This is a genomic window from Leclercia sp. 29361 (assembly GCF_011290365.1).
GTDB classification, from domain to species: Bacteria; Pseudomonadota; Gammaproteobacteria; order Enterobacterales; family Enterobacteriaceae; genus Enterobacter; species Enterobacter tamurae.
This window is the reverse complement of sequence record NZ_CP049786.1, coordinates 711,381-734,247: the sequence shown is the minus strand read 5'-3', so window position 1 is coordinate 734,247 and position 22,867 is coordinate 711,381. Positions and strand designations below refer to the sequence as shown.

Below are 22,867 nucleotides of genomic sequence, written 5' to 3'. Positions count from 1 at the left end.
CTGATTTAATGCCACGGCATGATCGGCACCGCGCTGAGGGCATTTTTCGGCGAGCCCTCCACGACCTTATCCGAGTAGGCCAGATAGGCCAGCGTATTACGCTTCGCATCATAGAAACGCACGACCTGCAGTTTTTTGAACACTAACGAGGTGCGTTTCTGGAATACCACTTCGCCCTGCGACTTGCCGTTTTTAATCTTATCGCTCAGCTCAACCGGCCCCACCTGCTGGCAGGAGATCGCCGCATCGGAGGTATCTTCCGCCAGTCCCAGTCCGCCTTTAATACCGCCGGTTTTGGCCCGGCTGATATAGCAGGTCACATTTTTCACTTCGGGATCGTCAAAGGCTTCAACAACGATTTTATGGTCAGGCCCGAAAACCTTAAATACGGTATCAACGGAACCAATTTCTTCTGCCTGCGCGGCATGTCCGGTTAATAAAAGCAGCGTAGTAAGGATCAATGTCTTGTATTTCATATTGTTACCATATTTGAAAATTACATTGCGTCATTATTCAACAATGATGAGAAAAAAGGTAGCCAGATCACAGGATTAGAATATATCTCCCCGAAATGCCGGGCAAAGCGCATTTAAGCGCAAAAAAAACACTGAATGCTAAAACATCAAAAAATGCTATTATCCGCTAACCTGTTTAGCAGGGTGTCTGCTGTATTAAGGATGAGGATAGTATATGGATCAGGCTGGAATTATTCGCGATCTTCTTACCTGGCTGGAAGGCCATCTGGACCAGCCTTTGTCACTCGATAATGTGGCGGCAAAAGCGGGATATTCTAAGTGGCATTTACAACGGATGTTCAAGGATGTCACCGGTCACGCCATCGGCGCCTATATCCGCGCGCGTCGACTTTCCAAATCCGCCGTGGCGCTTCGCCTGACCGCGCGTCCTATTCTGGACATCGCCTTACAGTATCGTTTTGATTCGCAGCAGACCTTTACCCGCGCGTTCAAAAAACAGTTCTCGTTGACCCCTGCGCTCTATCGTCGCTCGCCGGACTGGAGTTCATTCGGGATGCGCCCGCCGCTGCGTCTGGGCGAATTCGAGATGCCGAAGCACGAGATGGTCACCCTGCCGGAAACCCACCTGATCGGCACCACCCAAAGCTACTCTTGCTCGCTGGAGCAGATCTCCGAGTTCCGTCACCAGATGCGGGTCCAGTTCTGGCGTGATTTCCTCAGCCACGCCCCGGCCATTCCGCCGCTGCTGTATGGCCTGAACGAGACGCGTCCAAGTCTGGAAAAAGATGACGAGCAGGAGGTCTTCTACACCACGGCGTTAACGCCTGAGATGGCCAACGGCTATATCCAGGGATCGAAACCGGTGGTCGTGGAAGGGGGGGAATACGTGATGTTCACCTACGAAGGGCTGGGCACCGGCGTACAGGACTTCATCATGACGGTGTACGGTACCTGCATGCCGATGCTGAACCTGAATCGCAGAAAGGGTCAGGATATTGAGCGTTACTATCCGTCAACGGATGTTAAACCGGATGAACGCCCAATCGATTTGCGCTGCGAATACCTGATTCCTGTTCGCCGTTAACGCTGTAGCTCATCTAACGCAGGGGCATCGAGATGCGAGATATCCCCTGCCATCTCCACAATCCAGCCTGACGCCAGCCACGGACTCTGCTGATAATCGATGCGGGAAAGCGAGCAGTTACGCAGACGCAGGCGACGCTCAGCCCATGCCGGCAGTCCGAGGATGGTACTGACCAGGCAACCCAGCGCCATACCGTGACTTACCAGCAGCGGTCGACTGCCCTCAGGCAGCTCCAGACAGGCCGCCAGCGCCGCGTGCATACGCTCGCTCATCTCCAGCATCGATTCGCCTTCCGGTATGCGGCCATCTTCAGAGCCGTTAACCAGCGTACGACGCCATGCCTCTTCCTCTTCGGTCAGGGTATCGATAAGCCGCTTCTCCAGCACCCCCATGTCCAGCTCGCGCAGGCGGGCATCCACAGTGACATCGCAGCCGCAGGCCCGCGCGATGATCTCTGCTGTGCGCCGCGTGCGACCTAAATCGCTGGCGATGATGTGAGTGATGCCCAGTGTTCTGGCGCGTTCGCCAACCTGCCGGGCCTGTTCCTCACCCTTGGCCGTAAGTGGACTGTCTGACTGGCCTTGAATACGTCGCTCGGCGTTCCACTGCGTTTCACCGTGGCGAACAAGGTATACCTGTAACATGCTTTTTTTCCGTTATACTGCGATGATATTTTTAGAGTTAGGCTTAATTATGCACCAGGTTGTCTCTGCTACCACTAATCCTGCCAAAATTCAGGCAATTCTAAGGGCATTTGACAAGATCTTCGGCGAAGGATCCTGCCATATTGCCTCCGTCAGCGTCGAGAGCGGCGTCCCGGAACAGCCATTCGGCAGCGAAGAAACCCGGGCTGGCGCACGCAATCGCGTGGCTAACGCCAGGCTGGCTCGTCCAGATGCCGATTTTTGGGTGGCGATTGAAGCCGGTATTGACGAAGGGGCCACCTTTAGCTGGGTGGTTATCGAGAGCCGCGACCAGCGCGGTGAGGCACGCTCGGCCACCCTGCCGCTGCCGGAAGTGATCCTGGATAAAGTGCGCGCAGGTGAAGCGCTGGGCCCGGTGATGTCACACTACACGGGCATTGATGAGATTGGTCGCAAAGAGGGGGCGATTGGCGTCTTTACCGCCGGGGCACTGACGCGCTCAAGCGTTTACCATCAGGCGGTGATTCTGGCGTTAAGCCCGTTTCATAACGCGATTTACCGTTAATTGCCGGATGGCGGCTGCGCCTTATCCGGCCTACGGTTTGCCCTCAAGCAATACCTGTTCGAGCCAGTGGCGCAGTTCAACCGGCGCCGATTTCAGGCTGTTCGATCCGCGGGTGATAGTCGCTATCCCTGCCCCCAGCTCGCTTTTCAGCTCACGCTGGCTCATCTCACCGCGGAGTAACTCCTCGATGATCCGCACCCGCGTACCCAGCGCCTCACGCTCGTCGGGGGTGAGCATCAGCTGCAGCAGCGGCAGATGCAAATCCTGGTCATAAGATGCACGAAGCAGCTCCACAAAACGAAGCCACTCCTGATGACGTTGTTCGGCCATCGCCGATGAATATGGGGAATGCTGGGTCATGTTATGCCGCCTGTTGTACTCTTAAACGAGTACAAGCATAACATAACCCACACCGATCAGTAACGTCGCTGCCACTCACTGTCGCTCATCAGGGCATCTTTCTCTCCCATGAAGTAGCGATAGTAAGCATCATACGCCAGCACGTTCTTCACATAGCCGCGGGTTTCCGAGAACGGAATGCTCTCGACAAAGGCCACCGCGTCGATGCGTCCGGCGCTGTTACCAAGCCAGGTGCGCACCCGTCCTGGACCAGCGTTATAGGCCGCCGAGGCGAAGATACGGTTCTGACCGAACTGGTCGTAGACGCTCTGCAGATAGGTGGTGCCGATATTGATGTTGGTCTCCGGATCCAGCAGCTGCGATGGGCTGCTGTAGCCCGGAATAGAAAACTTCTTCACCGTATGGGCGGCGGTGGCCGGCATCACCTGCATCAGACCGCTGGCCCCCACCGGCGAGCGCACTTTCGGGTTCCAGGCGCTCTCCTGACGGGCAATCGCCATCGCATAGCTCTGCGGAATCTCTTTCCCGCTGGTGTAGCGCTTGAACAGATCGTTATAGGCCAGCGGGAAGCGCTCTTCGAGATGATCCCACAGCTTGCCGGCGATCGTCGCCTGCACGCTCAGATCCCACCAGCGGTTATCAAAGGCATAGCGCGCCAGCTGGGCTTTCTCATCTACGGTGCGGCTGGTAACCAGATTCGCCCATTCACTGCGGGCGGTGTTATCCAGATTCCAGTACATCAGCTCACGCACTCGCGCCATCTCCGGCCCGTTCACCAGCGCCGCATTGACGCCGGCCGGGGCTTTATCAATCTTAAGGCTGTACTCTTCGCCAAGGCGCTGAGCCGCCGCCATCGGATAGAAACCACGCTGCTGCATCAGGGCGTGCAGGATCGATTTCGCCTCATCCTCCCGTCCCCGCTCCAGCAGGAGATCGGCCTGCCAGTAGCGCCACTCGTCTTTCTCTTTGGCTTCCATCGGCAGACGTGCCAGCCAGGTGTTCAGGCCGCGGCGATCGCCGTTGCCCAGCGCCATACGCACCCGGCGCTCTACCAGCGACGTGGAGTTTGAACGCATGATGGCATCATCGCGCCAGCGTGCCTGCTCGTCGGTAAGGTCATTGCCCATCAGACGCCACGCCACGATATCGCGCAGCTCCTGGGTCTGATCGTCATTCAGCTGCTGTGCCTGGGCCAGGGACGGGATCATCAGCCGGGCGTTTTCCACGTCATCCCGCGCCACGCTGGTAAAGGCCACTGCCGCCATCTGACGGGTAAAATCGGTAGCGCCGGTGTTGCGGGCAAAATCCATCACCGTCTTCGGATCGTTCGCCAGTTGGATCAGGGCGCTGGAGATGGTCTGGTACTCCGGCGGCATCTGCCCGGCGAGGGTGGTCACCAGACGGGTATTACCCGCTTTCATCGCCAGCCGGATGCGCTCGAGATAGGCCAGTGGATCCTGCTTGCCGGACGCGCGCCAGGCGCCAAACAGCGAGTCGCAGGCGTTCGGCTGGCTTTTGCCGGTCAGCCACAGCTCTTTAGCGCCGTTCCAGGCCTCTTCCTGCTGACCCGTCGCCCACTTCGCGTAGTAGTAGTTGCACTGCGCTTCGGTGGTGCCAGGCTTATCCGGGCTAAAGGCCAGCAGGCCACGCCAGTCTTCCCGACGCGCCAGCTCGTTCACAAAGCGCGACTGCAAGGTACGCGCGGGCGGCAGCGTCGGATTGGCCTGAATAAAGTTTTTGACGGTGACGGTCGGCTGGTTCATCAGATCGTCAGTCAGCTGACGGTATTCCAGATACGGATACAGCGGATAGTCTTTCAGTGTCGGCATCAGGGCCTGCACCGTCTCCATCTGCCGCTGATCCCATGCCTGTTTGATCTGGGCATAGCGGTTACGTTGTTCATCCAGTGAATCGGCTCGCGCCGCGCTGCTGATGGTCAGCACGCATACGCTGGCAGCCAGCACTTGCCAGGCCACCTGTTTGGCTTTTACCACACGCTCGTCCTCTGTTAATCGTCGTTAAATGCAGCGTCTTGCCGCGCAAAAGCGTAATTAACTTATGCTAACCAGGCATCGCTTAACGCGCCACGTCATGGACACATTTTTACCTTTCTTGCGCGCTTTAACACTCCCGGCGTCGATGGCTGGGATTAGGCAGGGAAAAAGGCTACACTTCGCCACTATTCTCATCACGATAAAAGAGGCGAAGTCCAACGTGGCTCAATTCGTTTATACCATGCATCGTGTCGGCAAAGTGGTCCCGCCGAAACGTCATATTCTTAAAAATATCTCGCTGAGCTTCTTCCCGGGCGCAAAAATCGGTGTTCTGGGTCTCAACGGTGCCGGTAAGTCCACCTTGCTGCGCATCATGGCGGGCATCGATACAGACATCGAAGGTGAAGCCCGTCCACAGCCTGGCCTTAAAATCGGTTACCTGCCGCAGGAACCGAAGCTGAATCCGGAGCACACCGTTCGCGAGTCCGTCGAAGAAGCCGTTGCCGAAGTGGTTAACGCGCTGAAAGGTCTGGATGAGGTGTACGCCAAGTACGCTGAGCCGGACGCTGACTTCGACAAGCTCGCGGCTCAGCAGGGCAAGTTTGAAGAGATCATCCAGGCACACGACGGTCACAACCTGAACGTGCAGCTGGAGCGCGCGGCCGATGCCCTGCGTCTGCCAGACTGGGATGCCAAAATTGAAAAACTGTCCGGGGGTGAACGCCGCCGCGTCGCGCTGTGCCGTCTGCTGCTGGAAAAGCCAGACATGCTGCTGCTCGACGAACCGACGAACCACCTGGATGCGGAATCCGTTGCCTGGCTGGAACGCTTCCTGCACGACTTCGAAGGCACCGTAGTAGCGATCACCCACGACCGTTACTTCCTCGATAACGTAGCGGGCTGGATCCTCGAGCTGGACCGCGGGGAAGGTATTCCGTGGGAAGGCAACTACTCCTCCTGGCTGGAGCAGAAAGATCAGCGTCTGGCGCAGGAAGCTTCTCAGGAAGCGGCGCGTCGTAAGTCGATTGAGAAAGAGCTGGAGTGGGTTCGTCAGGGCGCGAAAGGCCGTCAGTCTAAGGGCAAAGCCCGTCTGGCACGCTTTGAAGAGCTGAACAACGCCGAATACCAGAAGCGTAACGAAACCAACGAACTGTTTATTCCACCTGGAGCCCGTCTGGGTGACAAAGTAGTGGAAGTCAGCAACCTGCGTAAATCCTACGGCGACCGCGTGCTGATCGACGATCTGAGCTTCTCGGTACCGAAAGGCGCAATCGTGGGCATCATCGGTCCGAACGGCGCGGGTAAATCGACGCTGTTCCGTATGATGTCCGGTCAGGAAGCCCCTGACAGCGGCACCATCACCCTGGGTGAAACCGTGAAGCTGGCCTCCGTTGACCAGTTCCGTGACGCGATGGATAACAGCAAAACCGTGTGGGAAGAAGTCTCCGGCGGGCAGGATATCATGCGTATCGGCAACACCGAGATGCCAAGCCGCGCCTACGTGGGCCGCTTCAACTTCAAGGGTGTTGATCAGGGTAAACGCGTGGGCGAACTGTCCGGTGGTGAGCGTGGTCGTCTGCACCTGGCCAAGCTGCTGCAGGTTGGCGGTAACGTTTTGCTGCTCGATGAACCGACCAACGACCTGGACATCGAAACCCTGCGTGCGCTGGAAAACGCCATGCTGGAGTTCCCGGGCTGCGCAATGGTTATCTCCCACGACCGTTGGTTCCTCGACCGTATCGCGACCCACATTCTGGATTACCAGGATGAAGGTAAAGTGGAGTTCTTCGAAGGTAACTTCACCGAGTACGAAGAGTACAAGAAACGCACGCTGGGCGCCGACGCGCTGGAGCCGAAGCGTATCAAGTACAAGCGTATCTCGAAATAAAATGCAAAACGGCAACCTCGGTTGCCGTTTTTAGTATTTGTACCCTCTCCCTGTGGGAGAGGGCCAGGGTGAGGGCATCAGGCCGCACGAGGGCCTAACCCTTCTCCCCCATCATCTCTTTCACCAGTTCCACGCAGCGCAGGAAGCGGCCGTCATAATCCGCCTCTTCCACATGCACAAAGTCGATATTGTTCGCTTCCAGCATCTCCACCAGCATGGTCTGGAACTCTCTGCGATCCACTGAGCTGCCCAGGCTGCGCATCCCGTCCGCCACCCACGGAGTATTGTTCTCCAGCAGGATCACCAGGTCAAAGCGGTACTCGTCGATCAGTGCCTGCACAAAGGGGTGCTCGCGCCCTTCATACTTTTTACAGAACGCCTGAGTAGTGACGAAGTCGGTATCGACAAAGGCCACTTTATTGGCGTACTTGACCGCGAAATCAATGTACTGGGCATGCCCCAGGGCAATCTTGTCGTAGTCGGAATACTGGAGCGCCATCTCATCCCCGCCGAGGTGCGAGAAGACATAATCCCGGCCATACTCCCAGGCGCTGGTGGTGTTGAAGATGTTCGCCAGCTTGTTAACCAGCGTCGATTTACCGCTGGACTCGCCGCCGAGGATCGCCACGGTACGCACAAAGAACGGCTTCACTTCCGTCGGGATGTATTCCCAGTAGCGGAACGGATTTTCGCGGATCTGCGCCCCGCTGATGTTCATAAAGGTGCGTTTAGGGTCAATCAGCACCGTTTCCGTTCCCAGATGTTCAGGGTATTGCAGGGCATCAGACTCTTCAGAGGTGTAGATCCAGTTAGGCTGGATCCCTTTCTCTTCCATAAAGGCTTTTATGCCGTTGCTCCACACGTCCCAGCCGTGGGGATAAGGTTCCATGCCCTCTTCATTAAAGGCATGAATACGAATATTTTTCTGATACTTGAAGGTCTGCAAGAGCCAGCGCAGGCGATCAGAGACGGTCGGCTGCTGGGACATGGCGCTGGCTTCGAACAGCTCGCGGTCGCGCGTGTCATCGTAGCCCATGATGATATGCAGTTCGTCCACCTGGCTACAGGCGCGCTGGATCAGGTAGACATGCCCGGTATGCAGCGGGTAAAACTTGCCGAACACCACGCCGATGTTCTTCTGCATGCGCGGAAACTCAAGCCCCAGAAAGCGATGCAGCGCTTCCAGCTTCTGCGCGCTGGGGCTTTTGATTTTGGCATTCAGCAGCTGGCTTAAATAGCCCTTGGTCATACCGCTGGCTTCCGCCACCTGCTGCAATGTGCAGCCCTTCTGGCGGATCGCGGTCTTGATATAGTCAAATGACGACATAAATTACGGTGCCTCCTGCAACAACGAATAGGTAATTATAAGTCGTCAAAGACACTTAGCGCATCAGAGAGTTTTTTAACGGGGAAAACCGTCATCCCTTCCGGCAGCTTTTTCGGCACGTTAGCGGCGGGCACAATCGCCCGACGGAAGCCGTGTTTCGCCGCCTCGGAGATACGCTCCTGGCCGCTCGGCACCGGACGGATCTCCCCGGCCAGCCCGACTTCGCCAAAGACCACCAGATCCTGTGGCAACGGACGGTCGCGCAGGCTGGAGACCATCGCCAGCAGCAGCGCGAGGTCGGCGCTGGTTTCGGTGACTTTTACCCCACCGACCACGTTCACAAACACGTCCTGATCCGCCATCTGCAGGCCGCCGTGGCGGTGCAGCACCGCCAGCAAAATCGCCAGACGGTTTTGCTCGAGGCCTACTGCCACGCGACGCGGGTTGCCCATCATGGAATGATCGACCAGCGCCTGAATCTCCACCAGCAGCGGGCGTGTCCCTTCCCAGACCACCATCACCGAGCTGCCGGACGTCACTTCATCTCCGCGGCTTAAGAAGATGGCCGACGGGTTGCTGACTTCACGCAGCCCCTGCTCGGTCATGGCAAACACGCCCAGCTCATTCACCGCACCGAAGCGGTTTTTGTGGCTGCGCAGGGTACGGAAACGGGTATCGGCATCGCCATCCAGCATCACGGAGCAGTCGATACAGTGCTCGAGCACCTTCGGACCGGCCAGCGCGCCATCTTTGGTGACGTGGCCGACCATGATGATCGCCACGCCGCGCGTTTTGGCGAAGCGCGTCAGGTAGGCTGCGGTCTCACGCACCTGGGCGACGCTGCCCGGCGACGACTGCACATCAGCCATGTGCATCACCTGGATGGAGTCGATCACCATCAGCTTCGGCTGCTCTTCTTCAGCAATCATGCAGATCTGCTCGATGCTGGTTTCGGAGAGCATATTCAGGTCCAGGGTCGGCAACGCCAGGCGGTGGGCGCGCATCGCCACCTGCTGCAGCGACTCTTCCCCGGTGACGTACAGCGTTTTCATCTGTGACGCGAGTTTGCACAGGGTTTGCAGCAGCAGGGTCGATTTCCCGGCCCCCGGGCTACCACCGATCAGAATGGCGCTCCCCGGTACCACGCCGCCCCCCAGCACCCGGTCAAACTCTTTAAACCCGGTGGAGAAGCGCGGCAGCGCTTCAAGGCTGATGTCGGAGAGCTTCTGGACTTTTGATACGCCCGCGTTGCCCGCGTAACCGCTCAGGCGCTCGTTACGGGCGACGGTGGGTGAAGCGGCAACTCCGCGCACTTCGGTGATGGTGTTCCAGGCATGACAGGCGCTGCACTGCCCCTGCCAGCGCGGATAATCCGCACCACATTCATTACAAACAAATGCGCGTTTTGGAGCTTTCGCCACGTTTTACCTCTTTATTTCTGATTCACGCTGCCGGAGAGAATGCAGAACACCCCCATCAGGTCAGCATGACGGATAATGACTTCCGTCTTTTCATTCACGGTCGGTTTAGCATGATAAGCAATGCCCAGCCCGGCCACTTTAATCATCGGCAGATCGTTCGCGCCGTCGCCAATCGCCACCGTCTGGGCAACCGGGATATCATATTTTTCCGCCAGACGCGTCAGGGTGCTGGCCTTGAACTGAGCATCGACGATCTGGCCAACCACGTTTCCGGTCAGCTTCCCGTCTCTGATCTCCAGTTCGTTGGCGACCACCGCATCCAGACGCAGCTTGTCGCGCAGATACTCAGCAAAGAAGGTGAACCCGCCGGAGGCGATGGCCACTTTCCAGCCCAGCGTTTCCAGCTTCAGCACCAGCTGCACCAGGCCCGGCATCAGCGGCAGCTTTTCACGCACCTGCATAAGAATATTGGCGTCGGCATCCTTCAGGGTCGCCACGCGCTGTTTCAGGCTGGCAGTGAAGTCCAGCTCGCCGCGCATCGCACGCTCGGTCACTTCGGCCACCATCTCGCCGGTACCGGCCAGTTTGGCAATCTCGTCGATGCACTCGATCTGAATGGCGGTGGAGTCCATGTCCATCACCAGCAGTCCCGGGGTTTTCAGATGCGGGATTTTACCGAGCGGAGCCACATCCAGCCCGGCGTCGTGTGCCAGACGGGTGGCGCGCTGGGTCAGGGAGCCGGCCAGACGAATGACCTGATAATCTTCCACGCACCAGGCGGCAACGATCACCATCGCCGCACCCAGCTTGCTTTGATACTGGGTTAACTGCTGTTTATCCAGGCCGCGTCCATACAGCAGCCAGCCGCTACGGCCAGCATGGTAGTCCAGAGGCATTACCTCATCACCACTTAATGAGAGCGGCAATCCTGGCCATAAAGAGACATCGTTGGGCAGGTCGCACCAGGTAATGTTTGGCATTAAAGCTCCTGTAAAATCGTTCGCGCCGGGAAGTATCCAGGGGGTGAAAATAACGCATGAGGCTACCTTGTAACCATCACTTCTGGCAACATTAACCCCGAAAATTTTCAGCAGGTGGAATATGGCTCGTGCAAAACTGAAATTCCGGCTTCATCGTGCCGTGATTGTCCTCTCCTGTCTCGCCCTGTTAGTGGCGCTGATGCAGGGCGCATCCTGGTTCAGCCAGAATCATCAACGACAACGTAACCCGCAGCTTGAAGAGCTGGCACACACTCTGGCCCGTCAGGTGTCGCTTAACATCGCCCCCCTGATGCGTACCGAATCGCCGGATGAAAAACGTATCGGCCAGATCCTGCATATCCTGACGGATGAGAGCCGGATCCTCGATGCCAGTGTCTATGATGAAGAAGGCGAGCTGATTGCGCGTTCGGGCGAGCATGTTGAGGTGCGTGACCGGCTGGCGCTGGATGGTAAAAAAGCTGGCGGCTACTTTAACCAGCAGCTGGTGGAGCCGATTCAGGGCAAAAACGGCCCGCTCGGCTATCTGCGTCTGACCCTCGACACCCATACTCTGGCCACCGAGGCCAAGCAGGTGGATAACACCACCAACATCCTGCGCCTGATGCTGCTGCTGTCGCTGGCAATTGGCGTGGTCCTGACCCGCACGCTGCTGCAGGGCAAACGCACCCGCTGGCAGCAGTCGCCTTTCCTGCTTACCGCCAGCAAGTCGGTGCCGGAAGAGGAAGAGAGCGAGAAGAAGGAATAGTGTTAAAGTAGCGAGACGATTCAGAAAAGGAACTTTGCCATGACGACGTTACGCCTGCTTATCTCTGACTCTTACGATCCCTGGTTTAACCTTGCGGTGGAAGAGTGCATCTTCCGCCAGATGCCCGCCACGCAGCGGGTGCTGTTCCTGTGGCGCAACGCCGATACGGTGGTCATTGGCCGGGCGCAAAATCCGTGGAAAGAGTGCAACACGCGACGCATGGAAGAGGACAACGTCCGCCTGGCGCGTCGCAGCAGCGGCGGCGGCGCGGTGTTCCACGACCTCGGCAACACCTGTTTTACCTTTATGGCGGGGAAGCCGGAGTACGACAAAACCATCTCCACCAACATTGTGCTTAGCGCGTTACAGGCGCTGGGGGCCACGGCGGAAGCGTCAGGGCGCAACGATCTGGTGGTGAAAACGCCAGAAGGCGATCGGAAGGTTTCCGGCTCGGCCTATCGCGAAACCCTGGACCGCGGTTTTCACCACGGCACCCTGCTGCTGAATGCCGATCTCAGCCGCCTGGCAAACTACCTCAATCCCGACCAGAAAAAGCTGCAGGCCAAAGGCATTACCTCCGTGCGCGGACGGGTTGCCAATCTGGTGGATCTGCTCCCGGGCGTGACCCACGAGCAGATCTGCGACGCGATCCGCGAGGCGTTTTTTGCCCACTATGGCGAACGCGTGGAAGCGGAAGTGATCTCCCCGGACAAGACCCCGGACCTGCCGAATTTTGCCGAGACCTTTGCCCGCCAGAGCAGCTGGGAGTGGAACTTCGGCCAGGCCCCTGCCTTCTCGCACCTGCTGGATGAGCGTTTCACCTGGGGCGGCGTGGAACTGCACTTCGACGTCGAGAAGGGCCATATCACCCGCACGCAGGTCTTTACCGACAGCCTGAACCCGGCCCCCTTAGAAGCCCTTGCGGCCCGTCTGCAGGGCTGTTTGTACCGTGCGGATATGCTGCAGCAGGCGTGCGATGCGTTGATCGGCGATTTCCCGGAGCAGGAGATGGAGCTGCGGGAGCTGTCGGCCTGGATTGCGCGGGCGGTGAGATAATAAAAAGCCCGCTGACGCGGGCCTGTAAAGCGTAGGCCGGGTAAGGCGAAGCCGCCACCCGGCATGACATTCACGCCATTCTTTGGACCATTACTTCAATATCACTTAATCGAGCTTGCATACCCGCTGCGATCTGGCGGAAGTTTTCACTTATCCGCCCTTCAGCCATCACCTTTTCCCAGAACCGTGCCGCCAGCGGCAAGGCAAACTCCCAGGCCTGGCGCGATACCGTGCTGTCAAAACGTATCTCACAGGTTTCCTCACGCATCATGCCCGCGCTGGAAGGGGCAAACGCCATCGGCAACATGTCATAAACGGGGGCGAGGGATAACGGCAAGCCGGAATAATAGAAGGAGAGGTTTCCCGCGTGCATATCGCTATTACCAATCAGGCGGCCAAATGCCCATATCTTTTCGACCCGGCCCGCGGCCGTTGTCTCCACGATTCCCGCCTGCACCAGCTTATTGACCGTGTGCGGCCACGAGGCGCTTGCGGTGACAAATTCACTTTGCACCGCCTCCAGGGACACAATGGCCCTTCTGCCGGTGACACCCTCACAGTCGAAGCGTTTAGCCTCCAGAAAAACCTGACCGTTTTCCCCTTGCAACGCTACTGCATCGCTGGCCGCGATCCCCGCATCCGCCAGCGTAGTGAGGGCAATGGCCTCCGCCAGCAGCAGATCCCCCCAGCGAACCGAAACTGCGCTCAGTTGTGGGGCGGTAAATTTGACCAGCACATGCGCATCACCTGATGCCGTCCGGGTAAAGCAGGAAAACTTGGGCTGTTCCCCGCCCGCCGACGACCCCACGATCTCCCCTGCCAGCGCCTCCCGGGATAATTGCGCATAGCGTCGCGGCTTTTGATCGTCGGGGATGGCCTGCGGTGGCGTGGCAGAGAGCCAGCGCTGATAATTGTCTTCACCCACCAGCCAGCCGCCAGAATGCTCACCTGAAAACTGGCTAAGCGCATACAGCACGTCGCTTTCCTGCCACAGGCGAATATCTTCCGGGAGTGAGAATTGCTGCGCCATGCGGCGGCCCCAGGCACGGCCTAAAAAGCCCTGGGGTCGAAGATCGTTCAGGTACCAGGGAAGCCCATCAAACCATTGCCAGTCGCCTTCGGCCTTTAATACGAGGCAGCTCCCCTGCGGCCAGGTGGGGTAAATCTCGCCGCCTTTAATGGCCCGGCCCTGCTCATTCACTCGCCAGAAGGGAAATACGCTCATCCCCCGCACCGGCCTTAGCAGGGCGTAGCGCGTGGCACGTGCTTTTCCAAACTGGATCACGCGTTCCTGCGCGGAAACCAGCCGTGAAAACGTCGCCTGGCTGATGCCCAGGTGCTGGCGAAGCTCTGGTGCCGCATGCGGCCCCTGTAACAGCAGGTCAGTTATGGTTGTCATCAGTGAATGGTTTTGTGAATAGATACTTGAATGAATTTCATAGCATATTCAAATGAAATGTAAAGGGAAATGGCGAAGCAGGAGGGAGAATATGAATAGATTTTAAAAAAATGGGGGCAGCATGCCCCCAGGGGAATGCTTACTCTTTATCGCCCAGCAGAACGGATTCCAGTGCGATTTTGATCATGTCGTTGAAGGTGGTCTGACGCTCAGCGGCAGTGGTCTGCTCGTGAGTACGGATATGGTCAGACACGGTACAGATGGTCAGGGCTTTCGCACCGAATTCTGCTGCCACACCGTAGATGCCTGCCGCTTCCATTTCCACGCCCAGGATGCCGTATTTTTCCATCACGTCGAACATCTCGCCGCCGTCTGGCGCGTAGAACAGGTCCGCAGAGAAGATGTTACCCACGCGAGCTTCAACGCCCAGCGCTTTGGCAGCGTCAACTGCGTCACGTACCATGCCGAAGTCAGCAATCGCCGCGAAGTCGTGATCTTTGAAACGCATACGGTTTACTTTGGAATCGGTGCAGGCACCCATGCCGATAACGATGTCACGCAGCTTAACGTCCATACGCACGGCGCCACAGGAGCCCACGCGGATGATTTTCTTCACGCCGAAATCGGTGATCAGCTCTTTGGTGTAGATGGAGCAGGACGGGATACCCATGCCGTGACCCATTACGGAAATTTTGCGGCCTTTATAGGTCCCGGTGAAGCCCAGCATGCCGCGAACGTTGTTCACTTCACGCACGTCTTCGAGGAAAGTTTCCGCGATGTGCTTCGCGCGCAGCGGGTCGCCCGGCATCAATACGACGTCAGCGAAATCACCCATCTCTGCATTAATGTGAGGAGTTGCCATCTTCAGATCCTTTTATATTGTTGTTTTGCCGGGTGGCGGCTGCGCCTTACCCGGCCTACATGATGTTCTCCCTCTCCCTGTGGGAGAGGGTCGGGGTGAGGGCATCAGGCCGCACCCATCAAAATCAGAACATGGCTTTGCCATATTCCATGTCAGACGTACCAAAGTATTTCGCGATGGTCTGGCCGATATCCGCGAAGGATTCACGATGGCCCAACGAGCCTGGTTTCACTTTCGGGCCGTACACCAGCACCGGGATGTGCTCACGGGTGTGGTCGGTACCGGTCCAGGTCGGGTCACAGCCGTGGTCGGCGGTCAGGATCAGAATGTCATCTTCCCCTACCAGCTCCATCAGCTCCGGCAGACGGCGGTCGAACAGCTCCAGACCCGCAGCGTAGCCTGCAACGTCGCGACGGTGGCCCCAGGAGGAGTCGAAGTCTACGAAGTTGGTGAAGACGATGGTGTTGTCGCCCGCTTCTTTCATCTCTTTCACGGTGGCGTCAAACAGCGCGTCCAGACCGGTAGCTTTCACTTTTTTGGTGATACCGCAGTTGGCGTAGATGTCCGCAATTTTACCGACGGAAACCACCTGGCCCTCTTTCTCATCGACCAGTTTTTGCAGCACGGTTGGTGCTGGTGGCTCAACGGCCAGGTCGTGACGGTTGCCGGTACGCTGGAAGTTACCCGCTTTGTCACCCACAAACGGACGCGCGATCACGCGGCCAATGTTGTAGCCGCCTTCGGTCAGCTCTTCACGGGCGATTTCGCACAGCTCGTACAGACGATCCAGGCCAAAGGTCTCTTCGTGGCAGGCAATCTGGAACACGGAGTCAGCCGAGGTGTAGAAGATCGGCTTGCCGGTTTTCATATGCTCTTCGCCGAGCTGATCGAGGATCACGGTCCCGGAGGAGTGGCAGTTGCCGAGGTAGCCCGGCAGGTTGCCGCGCTCAACCAGCTTATCCAGCAGCTCCTGCGGGAAGCTGTTTTCGTGGTCAGAGAAGTAGCCCCAGTCGAACAGAACCGGTACACCAGCGATTTCCCAGTGACCTGACGGGGTGTCTTTCCCGGAAGAGAGCTCGTGCGCCCAGGCGTATGCGCCCACCACTTCCGCGTTGCCATCCATACCCGCAGCAACGTTGCCGGTAGAGCCTTCGTGGGCTTTCACCAGACCCAGACGGGTCAGGTTTGGCAGATTCAGCGGGCCCTGACGCCCGGTGTTCGCTTCGCCTTTTGCACAGGCTTCTGCGATGTGACCCATGGTATCTGCACCGGTGTCACCAAAGCGATCTGCGTCTTCTGTAGCGCCGATGCCGAATGAGTCCAGCACCATAATAAATGCACGTTTCATATGTTCTCCGTACTCAGTGCTTATAAAAAAGCGATCAGATCAGTATACCGCTATTCGGTAATACGACGATAGACGCAAGGCGTGGTTTCTGGCGCTTTATCTGCCAGAGTAATGGCCGCCTTCACGGCTTTCGCCGCATCCTGCCAGCTGTTTTCATCTTTCGCGTGGATCACTGTCAGCGGACGTTGGCCGTCAACGCTGTCGCCCAGACGGGCCATGTCGGTGAAGCCGACGCTGTAATCAATGGTATCCGACGCCTGACGACGACCGCCGCCCATCGACACCACCGCCATACCCAGCGCGCGGGTGTCCATTGCCGAGACAAAGCCTTCGGTATCCGCGTAGACCGCTTTGCTGAGCATCGCGGTTGGCAGGTATTTGGTGTAATTTTCCACGAAGTCGGTCGGGCCTTTCTGCGCGGCGACCATCCGGCCAAAGATCTCGGCCGCTTTGCCGTTATCCAGCACCGCCTGCAGTTTAGCGCGGGCTTCGGCATCATCTTTCGCCAGGTTGCCTGAGATCAGCATCTCAACGCACAGCGCCATGGTCACATCGAGCAGACGCGGATTACGGTATTCGCCGGTCAGGAACTGCACCGCTTCACGCACTTCGACGGCGTTACCGGCGCTGGAGGCCAGGACCTGGTTCATGTCGGTGAGCAGCGCGGTGGTGCGCACGCCTGCGCCGTTGGAAACGCCAACGATCGCTTCGGCAAGCTGGGCAGAGAGTTCATAGGTCGGCATAAAGGCGCCGCTGCCCACTTTGACGTCCATCACCAGCGCATCCAGACCTTCAGCCAGCTTCTTGGCGAGGATCGAGGCGGTGATCAGCGGGATGGAGTCGACGGTCGCGGTAATGTCACGCGTGGCGTAAAAACGCTTATCCGCCGGGGCAAGGGAGCTGGTCTGGCCGATAATCGCCACACCCACGTCCTTAATAATGTCGCGGAAGCGATTGTCATCCGGGAAGATATCGAAGCCCGGGATGGCTTCCAGTTTGTCGAGCGTGCCGCCGGTATGGCCGAGACCGCGTCCGGAGATCATGGGAATATAGCCGCCGCAGGCAGCGACCATTGGCCCCAGCATCAGCGAGGTGACATCACCCACGCCGCCGGTGGAGTGTTTATCCACGATCGGGCCATTAAGGTTAAGGCTCTTCCAGTCCAGAACGGTCCCTGAATCCCGCATCGCCATGGTCAGCGACACGCGCTCCGGCATCGCCATATCGTGGAAGAAAATGGTCATCGCCAGGGCCGCAATCTGCCCTTCAGAGATGGTATTGTCGCGAATGCCGTTGATAAAGAAACGGATCTCTTCGTCGCTTAAAGCATGACCATCACGTTTTTTACGAATAATTTCTTGTGCGAGAAACACGGTAACCTCCCGAAAGTAGGCCGGGAGCGCTACGCGTCACCCGGCAATTCAAATCTTAGTAGCTGCTTGCGCTCTTACCGTCGCCGTGACCCAGCGCTTTCAGCAGGCTGGCCAGCAGGCTGGAGGCGCCAAAGCGGTAGTGGCGGGAGTCGGCCCAGTCGGCACCGAACAGCTCGTCGGCAATCGCCAGGAACTGCTGCGCGTCTTCCGCAGTACGTACGCCGCCTGCCGGTTTGAAGCCCACGGTTTTTTCCACGCCCATATCGCGGATCACTTCCATCATGATGCGAGCGCTTTGCGGAGTGGCGTTTACCGGCACTTTACCGGTAGAGGTTTTAATGAAATCAGCACCGGCTTTGATGGAGATTTCAGACGCTTTACGAATCAGCGCTTCTTCTTTCAGCTCGCCGGTTTCGATGATCACTTTCAGCAGCACGTTTGCCGCAGCGCAGGCTTCTTTGCAGGCTTTCACCAGATCGAAACCGATCTGCTCATTACCGGCGATCAGCGCGCGATACGGGAAGACCACGTCCACTTCATCGGCACCGTAAGCGATAGCGGCGCGGGTCTCTGCCAGGGCGATCTCGATATCGTCGTTGCCGTGTGGGAAGTTGGTGACAGTGGCGATACGCACGTCCGGCGTACCCTGCTCGTTCAGCGTTTTACGCGCGATCGGAATGAAACGCGGATAGATACAGACGGCCGCGGTGTTGCCCACGGCGGTTTTTGCCTGATGACACAGGGCGATCACTTTCTCGTTGGTGTCGTCGTCATTCAGGGTGGTCAGATCCATCAGTTTCAGGGCGCGCAGGCTGCTTGCGGTTAAATCGGTCATAACATTCTCCCGGCGTATAGCCGTAAAATTTTACCTTGCGGGTCTGTGAGTATTCTAACATCCACCCGCATTCTCACTTCGACATTCATCACAGTTAAGGAAATCCGCATACAAATTTGCATAACCGTAATGAGATCAACTTCAAATAATTTAGCTACAACTGCTGATTAAAGCGCCAGGCACACGCGCAGGATCAATGGCCACCGACGAAACGCTTTCTACAATCCTTCTCCATCACTGCAGAAAAAGAAGGAAGCGAACATGTCCCCCGATGGCCTGCAACTACGTTGCCAGCAAATTGTGACAAGCCCGGTGTTAAGCCCCGAACAAAAACGCCACTTTCTGGCGCTGGAGGCGGAAAACAACCTGCCTTATCCGACGCTTCCCCCTGAAGCGCATCAGGCGCTGGAGGCGGGGTTGATTTGCGATATGTTTGAAGGCCACGCGCCGTACAAGCCGCGCTATGTGTTACCGGACTATGCGGTGTTCCTGAAACAGGGTTCGCAATGGCTGGAGCTGGAAGGGGCGCAGGATCTGGATGATGCCCTGTCGCTGTTAGCCATTCTTTACCATCACGTTCCGTCCGTTACCGGCATGCCGGTGTTCCTTGGCCATCTCGATACGCTACTGCAGCCGTATGTTAGAATTCTAACACAACAAGAAATCGATATTCGAATAAAACGTTTCTGGCGCTATCTCGATCGTACCCTGCCGGATGCCTTTGTCCACGCCAATATTGGCCCGGCCGATGGCCCGGTAACGCGCGCCATTTTACGTGCTGATGCAGAGCTTAAGCAGGTCTCACCCAATCTGACCTTTATTTATGATCCAGAGATCACCCCGGACGATCTGCTGCTGGAGGTCGCCCGCAATATCTGCGAATGCAGTAAGCCGCATATCGCCAACGGGCCAGAAAATGATAAAATTTTCACAAAAAACGGCTTTGGCGTGGTCAGCTGTTACAACTCCCTGCCGCTGGGTGGCGGAGGCAGCACCCTGGTGCGCCTTAATCTGAAAGCCATCGCGGAACAGAGCGATACCCCAGAGGCGTTCTTCACCCGCACGCTGCCACACTACTGCCAACAGCAGATCGCCATCATCGATGCACGCTGCGACGTCCTGTACCAACAGTCCGGCTTCTTTGAGAATAGCTTCCTGGTTAAAGAAGGGCTGATCGATCCGGATCGTTTTGTGCCGATGTTTGGCATGTATGGCCTGGCCGAGGCGGTGAACGTGCTGTGCGAGAAAGCCGGGCTTAAAGGGCGCTACGGCAAGGATGACCAGGCCAATGCGCTGGGCTACCGCATCAGCGAACAGCTGGCGGCCTTTGTTGAACATACGCCGGTCAGACACGGCTGGAAACAGCGCGCTATGCTGCATGCCCAGTCAGGGATCAGCTCTGACGTCGGCACCACGCCGGGGGCGCGTCTGCCTTACGGCGATGAGCCCGACCCCATCAGCCATCTGCTGGCGGTAGCGCCGCATCACCGGCACTATCACGCCGGGATCAGCGACATTCTGACTCTGGACGAAACCATTAAACGCAATCCGCAGGCGGTGGTGGAACTCTGTCTGGGCGCCTTCCGCGCCGGGATGCGCGAGTTCAGCGCCAATGTCTCGGGTAACGATCTGGTCCGAGTGACCGGCTATATGGTGCGGCTCTCCGATATGGAAAAATACCGCGCTGAAGGGTCCCGCACCAACACCACCTGGCTGGGTGAAGAGGCCGCCCGCAACACCCGCATTCTGGAGCGCCAGCCGCGCGTGATAAGCCATGAACAACAGATGCGCTTTAGTCAGTAAGGTTATCCCGTTTTCCTGCGTCGACGGGCCCGGCAGTCGCCTGGCCCTGTTCCTGCAGGGCTGTAACCTGCGCTGCAAAACCTGCCACAACCCGTGGACGATAGGACGGTGCAACGACTGCGCCGCCTGCGTACCGCACTGCCCGCATGACGCGCTGAACATTCAGGCCGGACGGGTCTGGTGGGATGAGGCCCATTGTCAGCAGTGCGACACCTGTCTGCAGATGTGCCCGCAGCAGGCGACGCCGATGGCGCAGCGGTTAAGCGTCGAGGAGGTGGTGGCGCAGGTCCGCAAGGTGTCGCCCTTTATCTCCGGCATCACCGTCAGCGGCGGGGAAGCTACCACCCAGTTGCCTTTTCTGCTGGCGCTGTTTGCGACCCTGAAAGCCGATCCGCTGTTGCGGCACTTGTCCTGCCTGGTGGACAGCAACGGTCTGTTAAGCGAGACCGGCTGGCAAAAACTGCTCCCGGTGTTAGACGGGGCGATGCTGGATCTCAAGGCCTGGGATAATGAACATCACCGCTACCTGACCGGGCGTGACAACGCACCGATCAAGCACAGCATCCGCTGGCTGGCGGGGCACAACCGGCTGAGCGAGCTGCGTCTGCTGGTGATCCCGGAGCGCTGCGATTATCTGACGCACCGCCGGGAGCTGATCGCGTTTATTCGTCGGTTAGGGGATGTGCCCGTCAGGATCAACGCCTTTCATACGCACGGCGTCTATGGTGAAGCCCGGCACTGGCGCAGCGCCACGGCAGAGGATGTTGAACCTCTGGCGGAGGTGCTGGAGCGGGAACGGATCAGGGTGATCCGCCCGGCGCTCTACTTATAGCGGCAGATCGAACAGCGTGCGGGTGTTGTTCAGCAGCGCCTCAGCGATCTCATCCGCGGGTTCGTCACGCAGTTCACACAACATAGCAAATACTCTCGCCGCCTGTTCCGGGCGGTTCGGCTGGCCCTGAAAACCGTTGAGGGGCATATCCGGGGCGTCCGTTTCCAGCAGCAGGGCGGAAAGCGGTAATTGCGCCATCACATCCCGGGTTTTACTGGCCCGTGGATAGGTGATGGTGCCGCCAACGCCAATTTTATACCCCATCTCCACGAAGCGCTGCGCCTGCTGCAGGCTGCCGGCAAAGCCATGGACCACGCCGGTCCGGGGCAGATCCTGGCGCTTGAGGTGCATCGCCAGTTTGTCATGAGTGCGCCGGGAATGGAGGATCACCGGCAGATCGTAGCGTTTCGCCAGCTTCAGCTGCGCATCAAGGATCGTCTCCTGACGATCGAAATGAGGATCCTCCCGGTAGAGATCGAGGCCGATCTCCCCCACCGCCACCAGCCTTTCCGGTCTCGTGGCCAGCACCGCTTCCAGCTGGTCAAGATGCTCATCGCGATGAGATTCGATCACAATCGGGTGCAGGCCCAGGGCCATATAGAGCGTCGGATAGCGCGCCCCGAGGCGCAGGACACGATCGATGCTCGCCACATCAATGGCGGGCACCACAATCGCCGTCACCCCCGCGTCGGCGGCACGCTGGATGCTGGCGGGCTCATCGTCGGTGAAAGGTGGGAAATCAAAGTGGCAATGGGTATCGATAAAGCGGTAAGTCACGCCAGATCCTCGCTATCAAACAGGGTGTCATTGGCCTGGGGCGTAATCACCAGCGGTATGGCAACCACGTCGTTGGCGACGCTTGCCGGGGGCACCACCCTCGTGGCCGGGGCGATGATCCGACGCAGCGGCGGACGCTCGGCCAGCAGTTTGCCCACCGTCGCCAGGAAATAGCGCCCACACAAGCGCCCGGTTTTGTAGTCGTCCCGCAGGGCGGGCACGCGACTACCCAGCGCCATACTGTTGAGCGGCCGCGGGGGATAAATTTCAAAGATCCGCAGCTTGCCCGGCGGCTTCTCGATAAAACGCTGGATGGTGTGGTAGCTGGCCTCGTGATGTGAGACCAGATTCAGCATCGGTTGCAGGCTGCTGGCACCCAGCCAGCGCTCCATCCGCTTAAACCACTCCGGCGTATAGTACATCTGCGACGGCACGGTACGGATCACCACGATAGTTTGCGCCCCGCGTCGGGCCGCCTCCTGCACCGGGATCGCGTCGCTGACCCCGCCGTCGAGATAGGCGATGCCGTCAAGCGCCGCGCCGGTACGGTAGAAGCCGGGGATGGCACTGGAGGCGCGAAGGATATCGAGCCAGTTCTCTTTTTGCGGGGAGAAGTAGCTGGCCGAGTAGTCATCGCCGCGACAGGCGCACATCCAGAAAGCTTTGCCGGTATCGAACAGCCGCGAGGCGTTGTCCATCGCCAGCGGCATTTTGCTGGCGGTGGCATCCAGCAGCCAGTCAAGATCGATCAGATTGCCGCCGCGCACAAAGCGCAGCGGATCGAAGAAGTCGCGGGAGGTGGTGTAACGCATGATCACTTTGCGGGCGTAGCCCGGCTGATTGCAGACGTAGGCCGAAAGATTCTGTGCTCCGGCGGAGGTGCCGAAATAGAGATCGAACGGATTAAACTGCGCGCGCATGAATTCGTCCAGGACGCCTGCCGTGAAGATCCCTCGCTGGCCGCCGCCCTCACACACCAGGGCTATCTGGCCTGGTCGAAAAGGTTTCAGCGCCAACGGCGCAATGTTGCCGAGCGTGACCGGAATTCGCTGTCCCACCTCTGCTTTCCTGTTTTTT

Annotated in this window: 21 protein-coding genes; 7 read left to right on the top strand and 14 right to left on the bottom strand. The window is 58.2% G+C overall.

The genetic code is table 11. The features are described 5' to 3' along the window. Window positions 1–5 precede the first annotated feature (5 nt). On the bottom strand, window positions 6–476 hold the full coding sequence (gene creA, locus G7090_RS03515; protein ID WP_106994165.1) for a protein CreA: 471 nt from the start codon (window positions 474–476) through the stop codon (window positions 6–8). 214 nt (window positions 477–690) lie between these two features. Between creA and robA the strand changes: the two genes are divergently transcribed. Next, complete coding sequence (gene robA, locus G7090_RS03510) at window positions 691–1,560, top strand: MDR efflux pump AcrAB transcriptional activator RobA (protein WP_106994164.1); 870 nt, start codon at window positions 691–693, stop codon at window positions 1,558–1,560. Here the strand turns inward: robA and gpmB are convergent. Further along, complete coding sequence (gene gpmB / locus G7090_RS03505; RefSeq protein WP_166181554.1) at window positions 1,557–2,204, bottom strand: 2,3-diphosphoglycerate-dependent phosphoglycerate mutase GpmB; 648 nt, start codon at window positions 2,202–2,204, stop codon at window positions 1,557–1,559. The two genes, robA and gpmB, sit on opposite strands and share 4 nt — an antisense overlap. Before the next feature lie 49 nt (window positions 2,205–2,253). On the opposite strand from gpmB, the gene yjjX reads away from it, so the two are divergent. Next, complete coding sequence (yjjX, locus tag G7090_RS03500; protein WP_166181553.1) at window positions 2,254–2,769, top strand: inosine/xanthosine triphosphatase; 516 nt, start codon at window positions 2,254–2,256, stop codon at window positions 2,767–2,769. Between the two features lie 30 nt (window positions 2,770–2,799). Here yjjX and trpR read toward each other — a convergent pair whose 3' ends face one another. Then, window positions 2,800–3,129, bottom strand: coding sequence for a trp operon repressor (gene trpR / locus G7090_RS03495; protein WP_106994162.1), 330 nt, complete (start codon window positions 3,127–3,129; stop codon window positions 2,800–2,802). Between the two features lie 56 nt (window positions 3,130–3,185). After that, complete coding sequence (gene sltY / locus G7090_RS03490) at window positions 3,186–5,123, bottom strand: murein transglycosylase (protein ID WP_166181552.1); 1,938 nt, start codon at window positions 5,121–5,123, stop codon at window positions 3,186–3,188. Between the two features lie 220 nt (window positions 5,124–5,343). Here sltY and ettA point away from each other — a divergent pair, with 220 nt between their 5' ends. After that, on the top strand, window positions 5,344–7,011 hold the full coding sequence (ettA, locus tag G7090_RS03485) for an energy-dependent translational throttle protein EttA (RefSeq protein ID WP_106994160.1): 1,668 nt from the start codon (window positions 5,344–5,346) through the stop codon (window positions 7,009–7,011). A gap of 94 nt (window positions 7,012–7,105) precedes the next feature. On the opposite strand, the gene nadR is transcribed toward ettA, so the two are convergent. From nadR to serB, 3 genes are read right to left on the bottom strand one after another with little or no spacing between them, the layout of a single operon-like run. Then, window positions 7,106–8,338, bottom strand: coding sequence for a multifunctional transcriptional regulator/nicotinamide-nucleotide adenylyltransferase/ribosylnicotinamide kinase NadR (gene nadR, locus G7090_RS03480; protein ID WP_106994159.1), 1,233 nt, complete (start codon window positions 8,336–8,338; stop codon window positions 7,106–7,108). A 35-nt stretch (window positions 8,339–8,373) separates the two neighbouring features. After that, window positions 8,374–9,759, bottom strand: a complete 1,386-nt coding sequence (gene radA, locus G7090_RS03475; RefSeq protein ID WP_166181551.1) for a DNA repair protein RadA — start codon at window positions 9,757–9,759, stop codon at window positions 8,374–8,376. 11 nt (window positions 9,760–9,770) lie between these two features. Beyond that, entirely contained in the window at window positions 9,771–10,739 is a 969-nt protein-coding gene (gene serB / locus G7090_RS03470; RefSeq protein WP_106994325.1) for a phosphoserine phosphatase, read from the bottom strand. Between the two features lie 121 nt (window positions 10,740–10,860). Between serB and G7090_RS03465 the strand changes: the two genes are divergently transcribed. Continuing rightward, window positions 10,861–11,505: a YtjB family periplasmic protein gene (locus G7090_RS03465; protein ID WP_106994326.1), complete on the top strand. Its 645-nt coding sequence runs from the start codon at window positions 10,861–10,863 to the stop codon at window positions 11,503–11,505. Window positions 11,506–11,544: 39 nt separating this feature from the next. Continuing rightward, the gene (gene lplA / locus G7090_RS03460) at window positions 11,545–12,561 is read left to right on the top strand and encodes a lipoate--protein ligase LplA (protein ID WP_106994157.1); all 1,017 of its coding nucleotides are present in this window, start codon (window positions 11,545–11,547) and stop codon (window positions 12,559–12,561) included. A 70-nt stretch (window positions 12,562–12,631) separates the two neighbouring features. Here lplA and yjjJ read toward each other — a convergent pair whose 3' ends face one another. From yjjJ to deoC, 5 genes are all read right to left on the bottom strand, one after another. Continuing rightward, a complete protein-coding gene (yjjJ, locus tag G7090_RS03455) occupies window positions 12,632–13,960 on the bottom strand; it encodes a type II toxin-antitoxin system HipA family toxin YjjJ (RefSeq protein ID WP_166181550.1) in 1,329 nt (442 codons plus the stop codon). A 139-nt stretch (window positions 13,961–14,099) separates the two neighbouring features. After that, entirely contained in the window at window positions 14,100–14,822 is a 723-nt protein-coding gene (deoD, locus tag G7090_RS03450; RefSeq protein WP_010427122.1) for a purine-nucleoside phosphorylase, read from the bottom strand. Between the two features lie 124 nt (window positions 14,823–14,946). Next, entirely contained in the window at window positions 14,947–16,170 is a 1,224-nt protein-coding gene (deoB, locus tag G7090_RS03445) for a phosphopentomutase (protein ID WP_166181549.1), read from the bottom strand. 50 nt (window positions 16,171–16,220) lie between these two features. Continuing rightward, window positions 16,221–17,543, bottom strand: a complete 1,323-nt coding sequence (gene deoA / locus G7090_RS03440) for a thymidine phosphorylase (protein ID WP_166181548.1) — start codon at window positions 17,541–17,543, stop codon at window positions 16,221–16,223. Window positions 17,544–17,598: 55 nt separating this feature from the next. Then, window positions 17,599–18,378: a deoxyribose-phosphate aldolase gene (gene deoC, locus G7090_RS03435; protein ID WP_207630095.1), complete on the bottom strand. Its 780-nt coding sequence runs from the start codon at window positions 18,376–18,378 to the stop codon at window positions 17,599–17,601. Window positions 18,379–18,639: 261 nt separating this feature from the next. Between deoC and G7090_RS03430 the strand changes: the two genes are divergently transcribed. Both G7090_RS03430 and G7090_RS03425 read left to right on the top strand, forming a co-directional pair. Further along, window positions 18,640–20,181, top strand: a complete 1,542-nt coding sequence (locus G7090_RS03430; protein ID WP_166181547.1) for a YjjI family glycine radical enzyme — start codon at window positions 18,640–18,642, stop codon at window positions 20,179–20,181. Then, window positions 20,153–21,013, top strand: a complete 861-nt coding sequence (locus G7090_RS03425) for a YjjW family glycine radical enzyme activase (protein WP_166181546.1) — start codon at window positions 20,153–20,155, stop codon at window positions 21,011–21,013. The genes G7090_RS03430 and G7090_RS03425 overlap by 29 nt, the downstream gene beginning before the upstream one ends. On the opposite strand, the gene G7090_RS03420 is transcribed toward G7090_RS03425, so the two are convergent. Both G7090_RS03420 and G7090_RS03415 read right to left on the bottom strand, forming a co-directional pair. Then, complete coding sequence (locus G7090_RS03420) at window positions 21,008–21,790, bottom strand: metal-dependent hydrolase (RefSeq protein WP_166181545.1); 783 nt, start codon at window positions 21,788–21,790, stop codon at window positions 21,008–21,010. The two genes, G7090_RS03425 and G7090_RS03420, sit on opposite strands and share 6 nt — an antisense overlap. After that, window positions 21,787–22,848, bottom strand: coding sequence for a patatin family protein (locus tag G7090_RS03415; RefSeq protein WP_166181544.1), 1,062 nt, complete (start codon window positions 22,846–22,848; stop codon window positions 21,787–21,789). The genes G7090_RS03420 and G7090_RS03415 overlap by 4 nt, the downstream gene beginning before the upstream one ends. Window positions 22,849–22,867 lie beyond the last annotated feature (19 nt).

What these genes read in the sequence shown, in the direction of transcription:
- lplA (WP_106994157.1), top strand. Translation starts at nt 11,545, where the DNA reads ATGACGACGTTACGCCTGCTTATCTCTGACTCTTACGATCCCTGGTTT.
- deoC (WP_207630095.1), bottom strand. Translation starts at nt 18,378, where the DNA reads ATGACCGATTTAACCGCAAGCAGCCTGCGCGCCCTGAAACTGATGGAT.
- gpmB (WP_166181554.1), bottom strand. Translation starts at nt 2,204, where the DNA reads ATGTTACAGGTATACCTTGTTCGCCACGGTGAAACGCAGTGGAACGCC.
- robA (WP_106994164.1), top strand. Translation starts at nt 691, where the DNA reads ATGGATCAGGCTGGAATTATTCGCGATCTTCTTACCTGGCTGGAAGGC.
- deoD (WP_010427122.1), bottom strand. Translation starts at nt 14,822, where the DNA reads ATGGCAACTCCTCACATTAATGCAGAGATGGGTGATTTCGCTGACGTC.
- trpR (WP_106994162.1), bottom strand. Translation starts at nt 3,129, where the DNA reads ATGACCCAGCATTCCCCATATTCATCGGCGATGGCCGAACAACGTCAT.
- yjjJ (WP_166181550.1), bottom strand. Translation starts at nt 13,960, where the DNA reads ATGACAACCATAACTGACCTGCTGTTACAGGGGCCGCATGCGGCACCA.
- serB (WP_106994325.1), bottom strand. Translation starts at nt 10,739, where the DNA reads ATGCCAAACATTACCTGGTGCGACCTGCCCAACGATGTCTCTTTATGG.
- G7090_RS03465 (WP_106994326.1), top strand. Translation starts at nt 10,861, where the DNA reads ATGGCTCGTGCAAAACTGAAATTCCGGCTTCATCGTGCCGTGATTGTC.
- nadR (WP_106994159.1), bottom strand. Translation starts at nt 8,338, where the DNA reads ATGTCGTCATTTGACTATATCAAGACCGCGATCCGCCAGAAGGGCTGC.
- G7090_RS03425 (WP_166181546.1), top strand. Translation starts at nt 20,153, where the DNA reads ATGAACAACAGATGCGCTTTAGTCAGTAAGGTTATCCCGTTTTCCTGC.
- creA (WP_106994165.1), bottom strand. Translation starts at nt 476, where the DNA reads ATGAAATACAAGACATTGATCCTTACTACGCTGCTTTTATTAACCGGA.
- G7090_RS03430 (WP_166181547.1), top strand. Translation starts at nt 18,640, where the DNA reads ATGTCCCCCGATGGCCTGCAACTACGTTGCCAGCAAATTGTGACAAGC.
- deoB (WP_166181549.1), bottom strand. Translation starts at nt 16,170, where the DNA reads ATGAAACGTGCATTTATTATGGTGCTGGACTCATTCGGCATCGGCGCT.
- yjjX (WP_166181553.1), top strand. Translation starts at nt 2,254, where the DNA reads ATGCACCAGGTTGTCTCTGCTACCACTAATCCTGCCAAAATTCAGGCA.